Origin of the sequence: Saccharospirillum impatiens DSM 12546 (assembly GCF_000423605.1) — a bacterium.
GTDB classification, from domain to species: domain Bacteria; phylum Pseudomonadota; class Gammaproteobacteria; order Pseudomonadales; family Natronospirillaceae; genus Saccharospirillum; species Saccharospirillum impatiens.
In genome coordinates this window covers 17736-38901 of record NZ_AUIH01000012.1, presented here as the reverse complement: position 1 = coordinate 38901, position 21166 = coordinate 17736, and the positions used below count along the sequence as shown (strand labels likewise).

The window sequence follows — 21166 nt, the reverse complement described above, 5'->3', positions numbered from 1 at the left end:
GGCAGGCACGTATCGCTCTTATATCACCCTGTTTTTGTTTTTGTTTGTGGGTGTCTTTATCGTTGTGCACAGATGATTGCAGGCTGCGTGCCAGTTTTAAAAAATCTTTTAAAAACAATGAGTTAAAAAATAGTGGTTATAATTTGATCAGCTTACTCCGGGGCTGTGATCGCTTTACACGGTGTTGACGTGTGTATAGGTAACACTCGGAAGGTGTCAGTAACACTTTTGGAATCCCGTTCGACCACTTTACGCAAGCCGGTTACCTAACATTACAGTTCACGCAGTGAATTTGACGCCGCGATTGCAATAAGACGGTACAATCCTGGCTGACAGTGGTCGGGTCTGCCGTTTTGCCGTGAGTCCATGCTGGCGGCCGGTTAGGCATCTACCCGGCCGCCAACGCTCGGCTCGAAATGCGGCCGGTGCCAGTTTGGTTGAACTCTATTCACACAATAAAAAGTGCAGTACTGCTGAAGCAGTGAGGATGAATCATGTTTGGATGGTTAAAGAAAGCGATGGCCGGTGGCCCGGCGAGCCCACGGGAAGTGAAGGGCGAGACGATTGAGTACAAGGGCTATCAGGTCACCCCGACGCCGATTCCCGAGGGCGGTCAATATCGGGTCAGCGGTATTATTGTGAAGCCAGGTGAGCCTGAGCAACGGCACACTTTTATCCGCTCGGATCTGGTGGCCGGTGAAGACGAAGCGTGCAACTTTACGGTCGTGAAGGCCCGGCTGATGATCGACCAGTTGGGTGACCGAATATTTGAGTAACGAACAATGGCCCCGGCGCGATGCCGGAGCCAGCCATTCTACTCAGTCAGTGACCTCAGTTCAGCTGTTGCTTGTATGACTCGAACAGCTCGGTAACGTCGTCGGCTCCGAACTGGTAGTGCTGGTGACAAAACTGACAATCACTGCGAATTTCTCCCTGTTCGGCCACGACTGCCCGGGCTTCCTCTTCACCCAGCATCAGAATGGCATTGGCGCAGCGTTCGCGGGTGCAGGTGCATTCAAACGCGAGTGAGCGTGCCTCGTAAACCCGAACGGTCTCCTCATGGAACAGACGCTGCAATACCGTGGTGTTGTCGAGTGTCAGCATTTCTTCCGGGGTCAGCGTTTCCGCCAGATGGACAACCCGGTTCCAGGCATCGTCATCCACTTCCAGGCTGCCTTCGCTGGCTGAGTGCGGCATGGCTTGCAGTAATAAGCCGGTCGCAATGTGCGGGTCGGCAAACAGCCAGACCCGGGTGCGTATCTGCTCCGACTGGCGGAAGTAGTCTTCCAGCGCATGACTCAGGCTGTTATCCCCGTCGTTGATCGAGACAATGCCCTGGTAACGTTTGCCGTTTTTTGGCTCGATGGTGATGGCCAGTTGACCATTGCCAAGCAACGCCTGCTCCGGGCTGAAGTCGTCGTTGTACTGGGCGATGGCGCGCAAGGCCTGATTGTCACGGCATTCAGCCATCAGCATGCGCACCTGCCCCGCGCCGCGAACCTGCAGACTCAGGGTGCCGTCGAATTTCAGCGTATCGCTGAGCAGCGCTACCGCCGCCATGAATTCGCCCAGCAGTAGCTGCACCGATTCCGGGTAGTTGTGTTTGGCCAGTACTTCCTGGTAACTGTGTTGTAATCCGGTAATTTCACCCCGGATGTGGGTGTTGTCGAACAAAAAGCGTTGCGTCTGGTCGGGGTTGCTCATGCAGACCTCATCGGGGCTTGGGCGACTGGCGACAGTGCCCTAGGCGTTAAAGGAATCTTTCATTTTACGGATATCGCGGCGGTCTTTCTTGTTCGGCTTGTGATCGGGCGCCGCCAGGCCGGCATTCTGCGCTTTGCGCTGCGCGGCCATGGCAAGCCGTTTTTCGGCAGACTCCGCTGTCTCCCGATAGAGCAGTTGGGCCTCAGGCGCGCCCCGGCGTTTGTCGCTGAGAGCCAGGACTTCAACGGTTTTTTCATCGAAGCCCACACGCATGCGCAGCATGGTACCGATTTCAACGTTGCGGCTTGGCTTGGCGCGGGCACCGTCGTAATGCACTTTGCCGCCTTCGATGGCGTCTTTCGCCAGTCCCCGAGTCTTGAAAAAGCGCGCGGCCCAAAGCCATTTGTCGAGACGTACGGCGGTATCAGTCATAACCTCTCTCAGTATCGTTAGCCCAGCTAATCGCTGCTAACTCTAGTTTAGTAGATGGGATCGGCTGGGTGGCATGGGTCCGCGCCGGATACCAAGGTTGCCCCGGTGGCTGGCACGAAAATCTCGCGTTTAAGCTAATTAAACCAGGGCAGCCGTTAATAAGGGTGGCGCCTCCGAGTTACAAGGGGGTGATCAGCTTCATGGTAGACTGAGCAGTTCTGAATTCAATACCGTAAGCGCAATGAGGGTACGACATGCCAGCCAAGCCAGACTTGTCGGAGCAACAGATTGACGCCTTGTTTCATTTGATGAAGCAAGCGGGAGGCGACATTCTGGCCGTCTATCATGACCGGTCGCGCTGGCAGACGGATCATAAAGCCGATGACTCTCCGGTAACGGCGGCTGACTTGGCTGCGTCCCGGCGATTGGTGGCCGGGCTGCCCGCCATCGTGGCCTGCCCGGTGTTGTCAGAGGAAGCGCTGGTGCCCTTTGCGCAACGGCATGACTGGCAGACATACTGGCTGGTCGACCCGATGGATGGGACACGCGAATTTCTGCACCAAAGTGACGAGTTTGTGATTAATGTCGCCCTGATGCACGAAGATCAGCCCTTGTTCGGCATGGTGTTGCAACCGGTAACCGGCATCGGCTGGTGGGGTGGCGTGAACGTTCGGCCGCGACAGGGGGCTCCGGGCTTGTCGAAGGCAATTGCAGCCGCATCGGCGACAGACCGGGTGCAGGTGCTGGGCAGTCGGCGGTCAGCCTGGAAAGGCCCGTGGCGCGACCGGCTTGAAACCGCCGGCTACTCAGTGGAAACCCGCTCCGTTGGCAGCGCCCTTAAATTCATGTTGCTGGCCAATGGCACGGCGCATTGCTATCCGAGGCTCGGGCCGACCAGCGAGTGGGATACTGCAGCCCCCCAGGCCATATTAACGGCAGCCGGAGGTGGGTTGGTGCAATGGAATGGCGCTCCGCTTGCCTACGGTAAAGAATCGACGCTCAATCCCGAGTTTGTCGCCGTATCCGACCTGGCACTGCTGGCAGTGCTGTGTGATCCCTAGGGAGCCTCCCTAGGGAGCCTCTGAATAACTCCCCCGGGGCTCTGGCTTATCCGAGGGACGTTGCCACAAGACGGACTTATGCAGGAATGTCTAGACCTTTCAAATAAGTCCAACGAAGTGGCAGCGTTCCTCGGAAAGCCCCAGTGGGCGCGGCTAAAACGTCCTGGCCCGGCGTTGCACTTCTTGACAAGGGCTACGGCCCTTGCGCTGCGAAGTGCGCCTTGTGCCAGGACGTTTTAGCTCGCGCAGAGCCCTGGGGGAGTTGTTCAGAGGCTCCCTAGATCATTGGGCGGCTCGTAGCTGACTGATCAGATCGGCCAGTCCGGTGAACGCCACTACGGCCGCTTGCCAGGCTTCGGCGTCGCTCTCTGTGGTCGGGGTGTTGTCCGGTAAAGCATTTAATGCTTCCCGGGCCGAAACGATTTGGTTGCCCAGCGTCTCACTGGTGACTGCGCCACCGAGGCGGTCGAGCCAGGATGAAAAGGCGCTGATGCTGTCATCCGGACTTGCAAACAACGCTTCAAGGCCAGCCAGCCGGGCTTGCAAGTGGCGTTTGCCCTGGCCGGCGACCAGGCTGGGGTGATGCCAGTCTGGTTCCTGAAGGGCATCATCGGTAAAGGTTAGAGCGAGCAGGTCATCACGAACCTGGTGCTCTAGGCTGGTCAGAACAATGCGCCGCTGTGCCGGCTCAGGCAGACCGGTAAACCCCACCTGACCCGCCCAGCGAAGGCGTGCCTGCTCAAGTTGTTGCAGTAAGTGGTCGGTCGCCAGGCTCAGATACTGGTGTCTGCGGGTGATGGTCAGATCTCCGTCTCCTCCGGAAGTCAGCCAGTAGGTGTCCGGATCGGATTGCCAGAGCAGGGTTTCGACGACGGGAAACCCCAGGGCAGGCGACTCCAGATCCATCAGTTGATGTTGCTCAAGCAGATTGTCCAGCGTCAGATCCATGCCGGTCTCGTGTACCAGGCCGCTGTAAGGGTACTCCGGCAAGGCATCGACGTAACCGGGCAGGAAGGGGCGCACGTTGATCAACCGGCGAGAGCGATCCAGTGCTTCCTGGGCTGCCGGGTTAAACGCGACCTGATGAAACAGTGAGAAGGCTTGCCAGTGCTCGTAACAGTCGTGCCAGACCGCCTGGGCTTCACTTTGCAGCCCGGTTTCCACAGAATCCAGAAACGCGGTAACAGCAGAACCCAGGGGCTGGCAGGCGGCCTGCATGGCTGTACCAGCAATGTCGGCCCGGTCCTGAAACGCCCGGGCAAGGCTCGCGAACTGGACATCGGGTTTGGCCGTCTTAATATCGGGCAGAGGGCTTTGCGCCAGCTGGTCGGTCTCGCTGGTCGGCTCGTTTGGCGAAGAGCAGCCCAGTAGCACCAGGGCGAGCAGGGTATGGGCACGAATCACATGACGCATAGGTCAATCCCTCAGGCTGATGATGGGCCAGTTCTGGCGTTGTGCCTCGGCCGCCAGGGTTGCATCCGGGTCAACCGCCACCGGGTTATCCACGAGTCTTAGCAGCGGTAGATCGTTCAGCGAGTCACTGTAAAACCAGGCCCCATCGAGCGATTCCCGGTGCGCGTCGAGCCAGCTTTGCAGGCGCACTACCTTGCCTTGCTGATAGCTGGGGGTGCCTGTGGGCAAGCCGGTGTACCGGCCATTGTTCATTTCGGCCTCGCAGGCGATCAGATGCGGGATGTTCAGATGCCGGGCAATGGGGCCGGTCACAAAGTGATTGGTTGCGGTAATGATCATCAGTGTATCACCGCGCTGCCGATGCTGATCCAGCAGGGACAGGGCGCCGGGGGCTATCATCGGTTCTATCACAGCGCTCATGAAGTGCCGGTGCAAGCTGGCCAGTTCCTCAATCGGTTTGTTCGCCAGGAACGACAGTGAAAAGCGCAAGTAGCGATCAATATCCAGCTCCCCGGCCTGGTACTGCTTGTAAAAAGCTTCATTGGCGGCTTTGACGACAGCAGAATCGACCAGACCCTGGTCAATCAGGAACTGACCCCAGGCGTGGTCTGAATCCCCGGCTAGCAGGGTGTTGTCGAGATCAAAAATAGCGAGGGTCACGGCAAGGCTCCGTTGTTGCCTGGGCAGGGTAGACTCGGCGGCCTCCAATAAAGGGGTGTCCGATGGGTGTCAAGAATACGGGCATGGCCTGAAAGGTACAAGGCAAGGGCTTCACCTCTGACCATACTGCGCAAGAAGCTGGTTTGAATGTGACCTGTTTTGGTGTTTTGCAGCCGATGTGGAACAATGCAGTCTGAACAGACGGACTCTCTTGCGGTTAGTGGAGGGGGTCGTGCACGCCAGCAGGCTAGTAGTCTGTCTGACTTAGGATGAATCGGCTGCGGAAGCGGGACAACGGCCCAAATATCCGCAAATTTCGAGCACATAGGATCACTATGCACACGAAATTTGCGAACATTTGGTCTTGCCGTCCCACTCCCTCGCTTCGATCCCCCTAAGTCAGTCAGACTCCTGGGCTGCGGCGGTCACCAACATTCATTGATTCGCGCACTGTGCGAATCCAGTCACAGGGGGATGCTGGCGATCATGATCGATTCCGATGGCTATCGCCCCAACGTGGGCATCATATTGACCAACCCGGAGGGGCAGGTTCTTTGGGCCCGCCGCATTGGTCAGGATGCCTGGCAGTTTCCGCAGGGTGGCATTCGCGCTCATGAAACCCCAACCGACGCGCTTTACCGCGAGTTGCAGGAAGAAGTCGGCCTGCTTCCGGACAGCGTCGAGATTCTGGCCTGCACCCGTGGCTGGCTGCGGTACCGCTTGCCCAAACGGATGATTCGCTACAATGCCCTGCCTATCTGCATCGGTCAGAAGCAAAAATGGTTTTTGCTGCGCATGACCGGGCAAGACGACAACATCATTCTCAACGATTGCGAAGATCCCGAGTTTGATGGCTGGGAATGGGTGTCCTACTGGTATCCGCTGGCCCGGGTTGTCTCGTTCAAACGAGAGGTCTACCGTCAGGCGCTCGCTGAGCTGGCACCTAGAGTGCACAAGGAGCTGAGACGCCGTGGTTGATATGTTGCATTTACTCCGCCAGGTGGTGGAGGAAGTAAACAGCACCCGGGACTTGCAGGCTTCGCTGAGCACTGTGGTGGGTCGTATTCGTGCCGGTATGAATGTTCAGGTTTGCTCCGTCTTTCTGTGGGATGCTCATGTTAACCGTTACGTACTGATGGCCACCGATGGCCTGAGTGCGGAAGCCATCGGTAAGGTCACGCTGACTCAGAATGAGGGCCTGATCGCTCTGGTGGGCAAGCGCGAAGAGCCGCTCAACCTCAGTGATGCCACCCGCCACCCTAACTATCATCACATTCCGGGTCTGGGTGAAGAACCGTTTAAAAGCCTGTTGGCGGTGCCCATTATCCACCACCGCAAGGTGCTCGGTGTGATGACCATTCAACGGTCTGAGCCCGGGCGCTTCGAAGACACTGAAGAAGCGTTCATGGTGACGCTATCGGCCCAATTGGCCGGCGTGATTGCCCACGCTGAAGCCACCGGAGCACTGTCGGGTCTGAACCTGATGGGTGGCGAGCAACTGGATGTCCGCTTTGCCGGTGTGGCCGGGTCACAGGGCGTTGCCATTGGTAACGCCCATGTGCTGGTACCGCCGTCGGATCTTGATTCGGTGCGCTACCGGCCTGCTCGCGATATCAACGCGGAGCTGGTGTTGTTTGAAAACGCCCTGGCCAAAGTCCGCTCGGAACTGACAGCCACGCGGGAGCGGTTACGAAGTGAACTGCGCCCCGAAGAGTTGGCGCTGTTCAATGTTTACGTCGGTATTCTTGAAGACCGGGCGCTCGGTGACAGTGTGGTTGAACTGATCAATCAGGGCGAGTGGGCGCAAAGTGCGCTGGCAACGGTCATGCGCCGCTACATTGATCATTTCGAAAGCATTGAAGACGATTATTTGCGCGAACGCGCTGCGGACATGCGCGATCTGGGGCGCCGGGTGTTGTCCCATTTGCAGGCCTCGGTACCGGAAGTCGCCATTCCCGATCACGCCATTCTGGTAGGCGAAGAAATTTCACCGACGGTGTTTGGTGATTTGGCCGCCGGTCGCATTGCGGCCATTGTGTGTACCACCGGCTCCGCCAACTCGCACGTGGCAATTCTTGCCCGGGCGCTAGCGATTCCAACCATTATGGGTGTACAGGAACTGCCCTGGCAGGGCCTACAGGGTGAAGAATTGGTGGTCGATGGCTATCGTGGCCACGTGTATTACCGGCTCTCAGCGGAAAAACGCCAGTATTTCGAAACCATCTGCAAGGAAGAAGCCGAACGCGAGGCGGACCTCGAAAGCCTGACTGATGAGGCCAGCGAAACCAGCGATGGCGTAGCCATCAGCTTGATGGTCAACACCGGCTTGCAAACCGATGTGGTGCGCTCACAGAATAAGGGCGCCGATGGCGTTGGCCTCTTTCGGACCGAAGTGCCCTTTATGATGCGCGATCGCTTCCCGTCGGAAGATGAACAGGCCAAAATCTATCGGGCGCAACTGGAAGCCTTTGCGCCACTGCCGGTGACCATGCGCATGCTGGATGTTGGCGGCGATAAGAGCCTCGACTATTTCCCGATCGTCGAAGACAACCCCTTTCTGGGCTGGCGCGGTATCCGGGTCATGCTCGACCATCCTGAACTGTTTATGGTGCAGATCCGTGCCATGTTGCGTGCCAGCCTGGGCCTGAATAACCTGAAAGTTATGTTGCCCATGGTCACCAGCGTCAGTGAGGTGGAAGAAGCTCTGGCGATCATCCACAGGGCGGTACTGGAGCTGAACGAAGAGGGCGTGTCGGTCACCTTGCCGGAAGTCGGGGTGATGGTTGAGGTGCCCTCTGCGGTGTATCTGGTGAAGGAGTTTGCCACTCAAATCGATTTCATTTCGGTCGGCTCCAACGACCTGACCCAATATTTGCTGGCCGTAGACCGCAACAACCCGCGCGTCGCCAACATCTATGATTCACTCCACCCAGCCGTGCTCAAAGCACTGAAAATGGTCGTCGATGCGGCCCATGAGGGCGGCATTCCGGTCAGTTTGTGTGGCGAACTGGCCGGTGACCCGCTGGGCGCCGTTACTCTGGTGGGGCTTGGGTACAGGAACCTGTCGATGAGCAGTTCAAATCTGTTGCGGGTTAAATCGGTTCTGCGGCAGATAGACAGCGACTGGGCACATACCATCGCCTCTGGCCTGCTGCACCTGGATGACCCCAAAGTCGTTCGCTCCACATTACGACTGGCGTTACGCAAAGCCGGTATCCCGCTCACCGACATCGGCATTCTGCCCTCCTGATCGCCAGGCCTGGCTGTCTAATCGTCCGCAAGCAACCATTTGCTGAGGGTCAGCTCCAATGAACGGCGGCGCAGTGGCTTGGTCAGATAGTCATCCATCCCGGCTGTCAGTGCTTTTTCCTGCTGCTCCATCATGGCGTGAGCGCTGAGGCCGATGATGGGTATCCGCCGAATCCGTTCGTTGTCGGAATGTCGAATGGCGTAGGTCGCGGCGTAACCATCCATCACCGGCATTTCGCAATCCATCAAGATCAGATCGACGCTGGCTGAGACGAGGCCGTGCCCGGAAATGGCTTCTGCTCCGGCATCGTCGAGTTCATTTGCCGGCACATTATTTTCCAGATAATCCAAAGCCTGTTGACCGTTGCTGGTCACCGTAACATTCAGTCCGAGTCGTTTTAGCATGCCTTCGGCGACACGCTGATTAACGTGGTTGTCTTCAACCAGCAGCAGGTGCGCTGGCGGAAACTCGGGCGATTGCAGGCCGGGGTCTTCGTTTGGCAACCCCGCAGGACCGGGCTGTCGTTCTTCACTCAGTTTCAGCAGGCTTCGTGGCAGCGACAATGGCTTTTCCATCAGGCGTTTAAACTGGTGTCCCGTCAGAGTTTGCCAGTCGGGTGATGCCATGCGACTGGCGATCAGCGCGAGCAGGGCCTCGGGTTGGGCGTTGGCCAATCTGGGCCCCAGTGCCAGGCCCTGGTTATGATCCACCGTAGCATCGACCAGAATGACGTTGAACTGTTGCTGGGCACACAGGGCCAGTGCTTCGACTCCGCTGGAAGCGCAGGTGAGTGTCAGAGCCGTAGCCTCTGTGTGGTGGCAAAACAGGCGTTGCAGCGTCAGATTACTGGTCACCAGCAGTGCATTGCCGCTGAGGCCACCGCGATCGGTAGCAGAAAATGGCAGGGTCGAGGATATTGCCGCAGTGGCGGAGTTAAGCGGTATTTCAATCCAGAACGTTGAGCCCTTGCCCGGTTCGCTGTTAACGCCTATCTCCCCGTTCATCAATTCGACCAGGCGTTTGCAGATGGCCAGCCCCAGTCCGGTGCCGCCGCGTTCACGGTGCGTACTTTTGTGTGCCTGGAAAAAAGCGTCGAACAAGGAGGTGACTTTATCCGGCTCGATCCCGAGCCCGGTATCGCTGATCGCCAGACCAAGGCGTTGCCGGTCGGCGTGCCACTGCAGGTGTACGATGATTTCGCCGTCATCGGTGAATTTAAAGGCATTACCCAGCAAATTTAACAGCAACTGCTGCATGCGAATGGGGTCACCGACAATGGTTTCCGGAGTGCCCCGTTCGATGTCGGCAATCAGCAGCAGCCCTTTCTCTTCGGAGGGTTTGATAAAGAGCGCCAGGGTTTCCTCAACCAGCTCAGGCAGATTAAAGCTGATGGATTCAAGCTCAAGCCGCCCGGCTTCGATTTTTGACAGATCCAGAATGTCATTGATGATGGTGGTCAGGGTGTGACCCGAATTGAGGATGGTGGTCAGATAGTCTCGTTGACGCTGATCGAGTCGAGTGTCCTGGAGCAATTCGGCCATGCCGATAATGCCGTTCATGGGTGTGCGTATTTCGTGGCTCATGTTGGCCAGAAACTGGTTTTTATGGTCGGTGCTGATTTGCAGGGCTTCGAGGGTCTCTTCGAGTTCATGAGTGCGCGCCTGGATTTTTTGTTCCAGGTTATTCTGGTGCTGGCGGATGCGTTGTGACTTTTCGGCCAATTGGACCTGTAGTTCGTTGAGTGCATCACACAGGGTAGCAATTTCATCGCGCTCGCGACCGATCCAGTCGGGAATCAGCCGGGGTTGAAAGACATCGTGCTCGGTTTCGATGGTCGCAAGAACACGTTCGACCACATTCAGGCGACGGGCCACCAGCCTGTGTACAGACCAGGCAGTAATCACAACCACCAGAATGCACAGCAGAATTGAACTGGTCAGTGTAAATACGAAGTTAAGCAGGCTCTGGTTGAGGATCAAACGCACGTTTGAATAGACAGTCACGGTGCCGACTGGGTAAAGGCCGTCACCAGTGTCGAAGTTAATGGATTCGGTAAACTGCAGGGCTTTTTGCAGCAGCCGACCCTGGCTGGCAATATCAATATCAGGGTAGCCGGGGTTCAGATCGCTTGCAGGCAGATACCCTGTCGGGTCTGGCAGTTCGCCGCGAATCTGGTTCAGTGCAGGGTCTTCTGATTCGATCAGCACGCCTTCAATCAGCGGATGGGCGATCAATAAATCGGCCGTGGCATTCAACTGCACCGGGTCAAAACTCCACAGGGCATTGGCCAGAACATCACGCGAGCCGAAAAGGGCGAAGCCAATTTGCTGGACACCGGATTCTTCTTCGAGGGAGTATTCGACGCTCAGCTGAAGGGCTGTGGTCAGGCTGACAAGTGCAATGAAGATGCCTGCTATCCAGACCAGCAAGCGGCGCGATAATGACAGCGGGTGCCGGGTAGGCATGGCAGGTGTGCTCAAAGGTCGCTCTTCCGCTAAGCTTTTAGGTCAGTGTAGCTCAGTTTCCGGAAAAACGTCACCCTTCCAGGAAGCGCCTGTGGCGCAACCTGGAACGGTGGTTTGGTGGTGCTATAAGGCAGCCTTTACTTGGGGCCACGACCGGCGCGCTTGCGCTCGTTCTCGGCCAGCAATTTCTTGCGGATGCGGATCGACAGCGGCGTCACCTCGACCAGTTCATCGTCTTCGATAAACTCAAGCGCCTGTTCCAGAGTCTGGTGAATCGGCGGCGAGAGGGTCAATGCTTCATCGGTGCCGGCAGCCCGGATGTTGGTCAGCTGCTTGGCCTTGGTCGGGTTGACCACCAGGTCGCTGTCGCGTGAATGAATACCGATGACCTGGCCTTCATAAATATCCACACCATGTCCGAGAAACAGGCGACCGCGACTTTGTAACGTAAACAGACTGTAGGCCAGGGTTTTGCCCTTGGCCATGCTGACCAGCACACCGTTCTGGCGGCCAGACATGTCACCACCTTTGACCGGGCCGTAATGGTCGAAAATGCTGGTCATGATGCCGGAACCGGAGGTCAGCGTCAGGAACTGGCCGCGGAAGCCGATCAGGCCGCGCGAGGGGACCATGAACTCAAGCTTCAAACGGCCCTGACCATCGTTTTCCATGTTGGTCATTTCGGCCTTACGCAGGCCCAGCTCTTCCATTACACCGCCCTGGTGCTGTTCTTCCAGATCGATCACGACTTGCTCGTACGGCTCCTGAATCTCACCGTCGACCAGGCGCTGAATCACTTCGGGGCGCGATACCGCCAGCTCAAAGCCTTCGCGACGCATGTTTTCGATCAGTACCGACAAGTGCAATTCACCACGACCCGATACCTTGAACTTGTCCGGGCTGTCGCCCTGTTCAACTCGCAGAGCCACGTTGTGAATGAGCTCCTGGTCAAGGCGGTCTTTCAGGTTACGCGAGGTGATGTACTTGCCTTCGCGACCGGCAAACGGCGAGTCGTTGACCAGGAAGTTCATGCTTACTGTCGGTTCATCGACTGTCAGCGGCGGCAAGGCCTCCGGAGTATTGGGATCACACAGGGTATCGGAGATGTTCAGACCTTCGATGCCAGTCACACAGACGATGTCGCCGGCTTCGGCTTCTGGTACTTCGATCCGTTCCAGACCGTGGTAGCCCATGACCTGTAAAATACGGCCTTTTTTCTTGCTGCCGTCTTTACCGACCACAACCACTTGTTCATTGGTCTTGATGCGACCGCGCTTGATGCGGCCAACACCGATAACGCCAACGTAGCTGTTGTAGTCCAGCGCGGAGATCTGCATTTGCAGGGGTCCGTCACGCTCAACTTCCGGCGGTTGTACCTGGTTGACGATCATTTCGAACAGCGGCGTCATGTCTTCAGCCATGTTCTCCGGGTCGTCGCCGGCAACGCCGTTCAGGGCCGATGCATAGATAACCGGGAAATCGAGCTGCTTGTCGGTCGCGCCGAGGCGGTCAAACAGATCAAATACCTGATCCATGACCCAGTCAGGACGGGCGCCCGGACGGTCAACCTTGTTGATCACCACAATGGGGTGCAGGCCTTGCTCGAACGCTTTGGACGTTACAAAGCGGGTCTGCGGCATCGGGCCGTCGACGGCATCAACCAGCAGCAACACCGAATCGACCATAGACAGTACCCGTTCGACTTCGCCGCCAAAGTCGGCGTGTCCTGGGGTGTCCACGATGTTGATGTGGTAGTCCTGCCAGTTGATGGCGGTGTTTTTCGCCAAAATCGTAATACCGCGCTCACGCTCCTGGTCGTTGGAGTCCATGATGCGCTCAGTGCCCTGGTCTTTACGGCCCAGAGTGCCGGATTGTCGAAGCAGTTTGTCGACCAGTGTGGTTTTACCGTGGTCAACGTGGGCAATAATGGCGATATTACGAAGTTTCTCGATCACAAGCAGGGTGTCCGGCTTTAAATTAGGGCGCGCATTATACCTGTTAAAGCTGAATAAAAAAGAGACAACTGGGTTACAGAGCGTGACCGGGTTAAAAAGACCCGGTTTTACTGATTTTACGGGCCAAAACAGGGCAGAATGCGAGTCTTATTCACTGAAATGCACCGATGGAGTCCGAATATGATCAAGCTTTATTACTGGACGACCCCGAACGGCCACAAGATCACCCTCTGTCTTGAGGAGCTCGGGCTCCCTTATGAGGTGATTCCGGTGCATATTGGCAAGGGCGACCAGTTTGAACCGGCGTTTTTGCGGTTCTCGCCCAACAACAAGATTCCAGCCATCATCGATACAGAGCCGACGGATGGCCCTGAACCGGTATCGGTATTTGAGTCTGGTGCTATCCTGACTTATCTGGCTGAGAAAACCGGGCGGTTTTATGGCAACAGCACGCGCCAGCGTCTGGAAGTCATGCAGTGGCTCTTCTGGCAAATGGGTGGGTTGGGGCCAATGGCGGGGCAAAATCATCATTTTAACGTCTACGCCCCGGAAAAGGTGCCCTATGCAATCGACCGCTATGTGAAAGAAACCGCCCGTCTCTATGCGGTTATGGACCGGCAATTGGCCGATCGGCCGTATCTGGCGGGTGACTATTCCATTGCCGATATGGCGAGTTACCCGTGGGTAAAATCCCACGAGCGTCAGCAGCAGGACCTGAACGATTTTCCGAATGTGAAGCGCTGGTTTGAGGCCATCAGTGAGCGACCTGCTACGGAGCGCGCCTATGCGGTTGTCGAGCAGATAAACACCTCCGGTCAGGGCTATACCGAAGACGAAAAGAAGGTTTTGTTTGGGCAGGATGCGTCGAGCATCAAACGCTGAGCTTGCGGGTTATGATGGCTGATTCGCATCGGTAAAATCACACGTGGCAGATCTGTTAAGAGGTAAACCCATGATCAGACATATTTTGCTCATTGCCTTTAAATCGTTTGTTGAACCGTCTCAAATCGCGGAAGTCAGACAATTATTTGAGGCGATACCCGAGAAAGTGCCTGGCGTTCTGACGGTTGAATGGGGTGTGAATGACAGTCCGGAAAATCTGAACCGCGGCTACACACACTCGGTATTGATGACCTTTGCGGACGAGCAAGGGCGTCAGACCTATCTTCCTCATGCTGAACATGACGCTCTAAAGCGTGTTTTTACTCCGTTGCTCCAGGACATTGTCGTATTCGACTATCTCATCTAGCCAGCTGTTGAAATTCGTAGAATTCCGGCGGCCTGCTACCGGAATATGGACGTTCCTGCCGTATTAAAATACAACGTCTGAGTTACCCCTGCCAGCCCGATCGATTGTTCGAAAAACCACAGTCATCCTGATTGGCCGTTTACCCCCGCATGACCGGTTCCGGATCCAACTAACCCAAATGGGTTACTGCATGTGTGCTATAGCGCAGAGTGATTGCCTGGCTTAGTGTTCTGTGTGGGTGATCAGCTAACCCCAGAGCCAGCGCTGCAGCGTGAAAAAAGAGTGTCGGCTCTGGGGCGGCCTATAAGGCCCGAGGCCAATTAACAGCGGTACTGGCTTCGGTTGAATAAAAAGACAGTGCAGGGTTTGCTTGCCAGGGAAGAAGACAATGCCAAGACAGTTTACTTCGCTTCACGTCCTAATTCCGGCGTTACTGGTCAGTCTGCTTACCGCCTGTGGCGGCGGTGGCTCCGGTGGCGGCGCGGACTCCGGAACAGATGACCCGGCGCCCGGCGGTGGCACCGACGAGCCGGTAACCTATCGGGTTAGCGGGCAGGTCCAGAAAGGCCCTTTTACCCAACTGACTGTTCAGGTTCGCTCTCTGGATCCGGTCACCGGTGACACGGGTGAGTCAATCGATGCTGTGGTCGACGGCTCCTCTTACCAGGTCGATGTTCCTGAAGGCGACCTTTACGTGGTCGAGGCCCGTGGCGAGTTCACGAACGAGGCGACCGGTGACCCGATTCAGGTCAGCCAGCCCTTGCAGGCACTGGCGCCGTTGGAAGAGCAGGATCGTACCACCCACCTAAATGTGGCCTCCCATTTCTCGGCTGATCGTTTCCTGCAGGCTCCGAAGGACCCTGAAACCGGCTGGCAGGATCGCATAACGCAAAATAACCAGTTCGTTTCCAAAGCACTGGGTCTTCCGGATAACACGGACCCGACCCAGGTGGAGCTTTCGGCTGTCGGCTCAGACGCTCAGTTGGGTGATGCGTCGCTCTCGCTGTTGTTGATGTCCGGAGCCCTCGGTGACAGGCTCTCCGGAGACCGGTTGTTCGGTCCTGAACTGATCAATCTGGTCGAGCGCTTTCGCTCGGCGACTGATCCGCTGGAACTTAAGCAGGATCTGGACCTCTTTGCCGGTCTGGACGCCGCTGATCTTTACCGTCGCATCCGTAACCATGTACCCGAATGGTCTTTGCCCGAGATCAGCCTGCCCGACACGCCCATCTGGTTTTGCGAAATCGGCCAGCCGTGCGACTGGGTGAGCCAGCCCGATCCGATGCTGTCTGTCGCGTCCACGGCGTTGTTCGAAGCACAGGGGGAAGCCAGGGTCACGCTCAGTCTGAGCAGAGCGCTGGACCAGGACGCGACCGTCAGGGTGTCCACGGCGGAAGGCACCGCTCGGGCGGAGCAGGACTTTCGGCCGACGCAGCAGGATCTCGTTTTCCCCGCTGGCGAGACTCAACGCACTTTAGCTATTCCGGTCGTCGTCGATAACCGCAACGAAACCACCGAAGCATTCCAGCTAATCTTCGAAGCGGTGAGTGACAACTATCAACTGGCCCGGCCTGACGTTAGCGTCACTTTGCTGAATGGTGCTCCGGACGACCTCGCCAACCAGACACCCACCGAGGTGGCGCTGGTCTCGGCCTGCATTCGCCAGATCGGTACACCTACCGATCTTGATCTCACCACCTGCGAACTGGACGCCTCGGTGTTGACCACCGTCTCCGCTGCTGAAGACGATGCCGCCTCGGTGCAAGTCGACCTGGCGGTTCAGTGTGGAGCGGATGAAGCCTGCCCCGACCAGGGCAATGATTGGTTGGTCGAGTTCGCTCTGTTGGCACAGGATGGCGAAGATGTCGTCGTCGAAGAAGTCATGCTGGGGCGCTATATATACCCGGGCCAATCGCTGCAGCGTCAGAGCGAGGCGGTGGTATTGAGCGAATTGCTGGTTTCGCTGAGCGCCAACGCTACCCGCTTGTTTCTGGTAGAAAGCCGCAATGCCGGGCATTCATTGGCGTTTGAAGCCCGGCTGGTCGGCGCTGACGAACAACTGAGCCGCCAGGCCTTGCCGGATATGGTGGCGATGCCCGATCGGATCATTGCGGGCGATCAGACCCTTATACCGGCTGAAGACATGGTTCTGGTGGATGGCTCAAGCCAGGGCTGTCCCGAGGGACACTACGGTCTGGACGGTGATTTTGAATTAAATACAGACAGTACAGTGACTGGTTCTGTCTGTGTGGACCTGTCTGTGACGGATGGTGACACAGTCACCGCGCACCTCAGTGACGGCACTCTGGATTTACAGGGAGCGGTGTTGCCGCTGCCTGACGGACTGGTTGCACTGATAGGCACTGCAGAGTCAGAGCTGTTGCCGTTTGGTGCATCCGAGCTTCAGATCTTCGGCTCCGCGGATTCCACCACCGACCCTGTGCAACAGTCCATGTGGCTGCATCAGCAAGGGATGCCGGTCAGGTTTCGTGTCAGCCACGGGCAAATAACGCCAACCGGTCTCGACATCGGCTACGACCAGGTGCGTTACCTGATGGACCCGGGATACTCCGCTCAGGACCCGCGCGCGGGCGGTACTGTCGTCAGCAACGACATACTCTACAAACAGCCCGGGCCGGGCACCGGTACATTGACCTGGGGCGACGCAGGTCTCACGGTCGATTTGACTCTGGCTGAACATTCCGGAGGAAGTGACGGGCCTGTGGGGACCGTTTTCCCCAGAGGTGAAATGCTTTGGGAGTCGATTGACATTCAGTATGTGAACGGCCAGTTCACCGCGCCTGAACCCGTAAATCTGGACTTTTACCTGGTACAGGCCGGTGGCTGTCGAGAAGCCGATTGCAAGATAGAGCGGCAACGAGCCTACCATGTGAATGGGGCGGTGAAACTGGACGATCGCGGTTTCATGCAGGGTGAAACCCAATATCAGCCGTTTGAAATTTCCGATACCACGTACATATTGGATCCCGCCTGGGGCGCTCGTGAAGGTGCTGAAGGTGAAGACCGCAACAGCTTTGCGCGCCCCAATGACCTGGCGGCGAACAGCCCGGTTATGCTGGCCCTGGCTGGCTACCGATTCCCGGCGAATCGGGATCGGGCCAGTGATTTTTTGGTGGCCCACATTGAACCGGCAACTGGCCAGACGCGAAACGGTATACACCCGCTGGGTTCTGCTGCGGAGCGTAATGGCAATCAGTTTCCGACAGGTTTGAGCCTGGGGCCGCAAATTTACCGCGACGCCAATGGCCAGCCAAGCCTGGGCGGTGGCCAGTGGTTGGATACCAAGCCGCTGGACATCGACAACGGCAATGACCAGTTAAGCCTGCCGGCGTCACGGGGAACCAAATACACCATTCGCAATGGTGGCATCACCGGTGTCTTCAATATCGACAGCAGTGCCCTGGAAGACCCGCTGCCGTTTTATGGCTACGACCTGGCGCTCGACCGCTTTGCGATTCGGGTTGTCGACAACGAGGTGGACGAAGAAAACTGGCTCGACGGTCACACCTCCATCGCTGGCGATGCCGGCCTTGATGTTCATTTCGAGAACCTGACGCTCGATTGCGCCGGACGCTTCGGTCAAGCCGAGGTGGTATATGAAAGCTGTGACCAGGCGGATAACAACGGCAATGGGTATGTTGACGAAAACTGCGGGCAACAACTGGCCAGCTGGCGGGCTGATACCGACGTATTTGGCATGAGTTTCGACGATGCCGGCGGCGACAACGCCTGCAGTATCGGCACTCAGCAGTTGCGCCTGCAACAACAGGTTAATTTCGAAGCGTTGAACAAGCCGATAGGCCTGGATTCTGCCTGGACGCCTGACGGCGAAATGGGCGACCAGTTGCTCGCACTGCTCGATGACTACCGCATGGATGCCGTCGAAGACGAGTCGGAAGGCTTTCCACTGGTACCTTCTGCCGGGCGCTTCGATGTGGTTGATCTGACCAACGATACGGGCACGCGATATGGCAGTTTCGATATCACACCGGGACTGATCGCCGTACCCTTCTGGGAATCGATCGAGGGTGACGTCCGCATCGCTAATTGGCTTAGCGACCAGACCCGTGACGCTGATCCAAACGTGTTTCTACCGATGGCTGAACCCAGTGTAGTGCTCCCCGAGAATGCCTGGACCGATACCTTTGCCGCCAAGCGCAATGGACCCCTGTTCTCTCAGGATATCCTCAATTCTGAAAACGAAAACCTTAACCTGTTCGCTCGCTACCCCTGGGGTAATACCGGCTTCGAATTCAAGCTCCCGGTCTACTACTATCCGCACCAGTTGAACACGGCAGGCGTACCCAAGTTTATGGGTCGCCGTCTGAGCACAGACCTGTTCGTCATGGAAGCCGGAGCCGGCATCAATTACATCGAACCCGATCGCACTAAAATGAGCTTTGGCGCCAGTGCGGATTTCGAGCGGCTGCAGGAACTGAATGTCCAGATCGACCTGAACAATCCGGACAACCTGGCGCAGGTGGATCAGTGGCTGGAGTCCCTCGGCCTGATCAGCGGGCCGGTTTTGAAACCGGCATTGGAGCAGGTTATGGAACCGGTCTCGGTGCTCAATCGTTACGCTAACAAGGGGCTGGACTCCGCCATGCGTGAAGGCTTGTTGTTGGCTGTTGAGCAGGCGGAATCTGCGACTTCCGGCCTGATGCCGAACGGTCAAAGCCCCATCGTTGCCATCAGCGAAGGCCTGGCGCAGGTAAAAAACTTTCCGCACCAACTCGCCGTCGTGTTGGATGACCAGGTTAAAGCGCCGATCGATAACTCCCTGAACAGTCTGGAAACTGAGTTGAGAGATCAATGGCTAACACTGGAAACCGATCTGGTGAACGCCAGTATTGATACCCAGGTCAACTTGTCATCCACGACCGATGCGATGGAAACACTGGCATCAATGCGTGAGCAGATTGAAACGGTGAATCGCTCCCTGTCTGAACCCGTGGATGCCCTGCACGATTTGATTGATGATCTGGCAACGCCCATTAGCCGGCTCGATACCGCTACCAGATCGCTTGATCAGAAGCTGACAGAAACGTTGGACGTTACGTCGCAACAGTGCACCGAAAGCACCTACGGGGATCCGGATAATTACGGCTATCTCGGTGAGATGGTCACCAATCTGAATGCGGTGCAATCCCTGCTTTCGGTAGTGGAAGGCAATGAAGTGCTGGAACCCCTGTTGATTCTGGTCGCCAGTGATCCTGCGGTGCAGCAAAGGCTTCGGGATGCCCAGCAGTCGGTACGCCGCCAGGCAGAAGAACTGGACAGCTACTTGCAGCAGGCACGCACCGCTATTCAGAACCAGGTGTGTGGCGACCAGATGCAGGATCTGGTTGCCAGCGTCAAACAGGTACTGACCGGAATCCGGACGCAGACGGCCAATCTTGAAACGCAACTTGCAACCATCAAGAGCCATTTGGGCACCATCGAGCAAATGCAAGACAAACTGGTCGCCAAGGTGTTAACCCCGATCAAGCAGGTCGAGGAAGCGATTGGCTCCATCGACAATCAGTTGCGCAATGGCTTCGTTGGGGCAGATCCCGAGATGACGGTGATGGATCAAATGGACCAGGAAATCGCCGAGCTGACGAATGGACAGATCGATGCCTTCGTGGCGGCGAATGGTGAAACGGATTTACTGGGGCTGGTGTTTGAAACGGCTGAGAACGAACTGGATGCCCAGTATCAAAGTATGCGCAATCAATTGATCAGCTCGGCACAAGTGCATTTGCCGGGCGCGTACTACAGTCCGGAACAATTGCGCCAAATGCTGGTGACGAAACTGATGGATACTCCGCCTGTGGCTGACGTTCGGACTGCGTTGAATCAACATCTGCGTGAAATCAACAAACAGGTAAACGACATTGCCTTGCAGGTGACCGACCAGGCAAACCAGGCGGTTCGCGAAGCCATCAAGATCGTGGAAACCGAGGCTAACGAGGCGCTGGCCGCTGCCAAGTCGGTCGTGCGTGACCTGCCACTCAAGGGCGGTGAGCTCGACGGCTACGCGGTGATTGCCGGCGATGAGCTGGAGCGCGCCCACATCGGTGCCGAATGGGCCATGGCTGCGGCTGAAGAAGGCGAAGACCCGAACACCTTCAGTGCCGCACTCGACGCCGTCAGCTGGGACGCCGACAACAAGGTCGCCGGCTGCAGCATCCCGGAAGGCCAAAGCCGGTTGGACGTGACAATTTCCGGTTACAGCGTTCCGGCGAACATCGCCGCCTCAGAACTGACCATCGAGAAAGTCTACCTTGGCTTTACGCTGGCCAGCGGCACCGACTATGCCCTGGCGCCAAAAGGCGTGTTTGGCGGCATTGATACGCTTGGGGATATCGGCTTCAGTGAATTCGTGATCTACGATCCGGCCCTCGCGGCCGGCATCGGCGATAAGGAAACCTACCTCGGAGCCCGCGCCGGTGCGCTGTTCAGTGAGGTTCAGGCCGAAGTCGCCTTTCTGGTCGGACGCACCTGCAACCAGGACATTCTGCTCGAACTCGACCCCAAGGTGGCACAGTTTATTGACTTGCCCGACAGTGGCTTTGCCGGTGGCTACGCCCGTGGCTCCGCCAGTTTCCCGGTGATCACCACCGGTTGCCCGCTGACTGTAGGCGTCGGTGCCGATTTCGGCGCCTGGGTTCTGGTCGGTGATCCGACCACTCTGGGTGGCCTGGTTGGCGGCGGCGCCTATGGCAAGGTTGCCTGTGTTGGCGCGTTGCGTGGCCAGGTCAGGGCCATCGGCCAGGTCAATACCGACGGCGACATGTCCTTCGTCGGCGAAGGCTTCGGCGTGGCAGGGGTGGGCTCCTGCGAGCCGGCAAGCTGGACCTCGGTCAGCCGCAGTCGGAATGACAGCTGGTGCGCTACCGGCGACGCCCGCTTCCAGGCGGGCTATCAGGACGGCTGGTCGGTCTTTGATCTCGACGTCAGTGCGATTCACTAAG

The 21166-nt window shown here is 57.2% G+C and carries 13 protein-coding genes; 7 read left to right on the top strand and 6 right to left on the bottom strand.

What is annotated here, in order from left to right:
* The first annotated feature begins 494 nt into the window (after nucleotides 1–494).
* Complete coding sequence (locus tag G565_RS0110175; protein ID WP_051207745.1) at nucleotides 495–776, top strand: HlyU family transcriptional regulator; 282 nt, start codon at nucleotides 495–497, stop codon at nucleotides 774–776.
* A 55-nt stretch (nucleotides 777–831) separates the two neighbouring features.
* On the opposite strand, the gene hslO is transcribed toward G565_RS0110175, so the two are convergent.
* Both hslO and hslR read right to left on the bottom strand, forming a co-directional pair.
* Nucleotides 832–1704 (bottom strand): Hsp33 family molecular chaperone HslO, encoded by an 873-nt coding sequence (hslO, locus tag G565_RS0110170; protein ID WP_028670831.1) that lies wholly within the window; start codon nucleotides 1702–1704, stop codon nucleotides 832–834.
* Nucleotides 1705–1743: 39 nt separating this feature from the next.
* Nucleotides 1744–2136 carry a ribosome-associated heat shock protein Hsp15 gene (gene hslR, locus G565_RS0110165; RefSeq protein WP_037338688.1) on the bottom strand — a complete coding sequence of 131 codons (393 nt, stop codon included), beginning with the start codon at nucleotides 2134–2136 and terminating at the stop codon, nucleotides 1744–1746.
* A 254-nt stretch (nucleotides 2137–2390) separates the two neighbouring features.
* Between hslR and G565_RS0110160 the strand changes: the two genes are divergently transcribed.
* Entirely contained in the window at nucleotides 2391–3197 is an 807-nt protein-coding gene (locus G565_RS0110160) for a 3'(2'),5'-bisphosphate nucleotidase CysQ family protein (RefSeq protein WP_051207743.1), read from the top strand.
* A gap of 282 nt (nucleotides 3198–3479) precedes the next feature.
* On the opposite strand, the gene G565_RS0110155 is transcribed toward G565_RS0110160, so the two are convergent.
* Both G565_RS0110155 and G565_RS0110150 read right to left on the bottom strand, forming a co-directional pair.
* Nucleotides 3480–4610 (bottom strand): imelysin family protein, encoded by a 1131-nt coding sequence (locus tag G565_RS0110155; RefSeq protein WP_028670828.1) that lies wholly within the window; start codon nucleotides 4608–4610, stop codon nucleotides 3480–3482.
* Nucleotides 4611–4613: 3 nt separating this feature from the next.
* Complete coding sequence (locus G565_RS0110150) at nucleotides 4614–5270, bottom strand: histidinol-phosphatase (protein ID WP_028670827.1); 657 nt, start codon at nucleotides 5268–5270, stop codon at nucleotides 4614–4616.
* A 486-nt stretch (nucleotides 5271–5756) separates the two neighbouring features.
* On the opposite strand from G565_RS0110150, the gene G565_RS0110145 reads away from it, so the two are divergent.
* Together G565_RS0110145 and ptsP are read left to right on the top strand one after the other, a co-directional pair.
* Entirely contained in the window at nucleotides 5757–6248 is a 492-nt protein-coding gene (locus G565_RS0110145; protein ID WP_028670826.1) for an RNA pyrophosphohydrolase, read from the top strand.
* A gap of 1 nt (nucleotide 6249) precedes the next feature.
* Nucleotides 6250–8520, top strand: coding sequence for a phosphoenolpyruvate--protein phosphotransferase (ptsP, locus tag G565_RS0110140; protein WP_028670825.1), 2271 nt, complete (start codon nucleotides 6250–6252; stop codon nucleotides 8518–8520).
* A gap of 17 nt (nucleotides 8521–8537) precedes the next feature.
* Here ptsP and G565_RS0110135 read toward each other — a convergent pair whose 3' ends face one another.
* On the bottom strand, nucleotides 8538–11000 hold the full coding sequence (locus tag G565_RS0110135; RefSeq protein ID WP_157600049.1) for an ATP-binding protein: 2463 nt from the start codon (nucleotides 10998–11000) through the stop codon (nucleotides 8538–8540).
* 122 nt (nucleotides 11001–11122) lie between these two features.
* A complete protein-coding gene (gene typA / locus G565_RS0110130; protein WP_028670823.1) occupies nucleotides 11123–12940 on the bottom strand; it encodes a translational GTPase TypA in 1818 nt (605 codons plus the stop codon).
* A 180-nt stretch (nucleotides 12941–13120) separates the two neighbouring features.
* Between typA and G565_RS0110125 the strand changes: the two genes are divergently transcribed.
* The 3 genes from G565_RS0110125 (at nucleotide 13121) to G565_RS0110115 (ending at nucleotide 21165) form a co-directional block, all read left to right on the top strand.
* On the top strand, nucleotides 13121–13822 hold the full coding sequence (locus tag G565_RS0110125; RefSeq protein WP_028670822.1) for a glutathione S-transferase N-terminal domain-containing protein: 702 nt from the start codon (nucleotides 13121–13123) through the stop codon (nucleotides 13820–13822).
* A gap of 70 nt (nucleotides 13823–13892) precedes the next feature.
* A complete protein-coding gene (locus G565_RS0110120) occupies nucleotides 13893–14189 on the top strand; it encodes a Dabb family protein (protein ID WP_028670821.1) in 297 nt (98 codons plus the stop codon).
* 388 nt (nucleotides 14190–14577) lie between these two features.
* Nucleotides 14578–21165, top strand: coding sequence for a Calx-beta domain-containing protein (locus G565_RS0110115; protein WP_028670820.1), 6588 nt, complete (start codon nucleotides 14578–14580; stop codon nucleotides 21163–21165).
* Nucleotide 21166 lies beyond the last annotated feature (1 nt).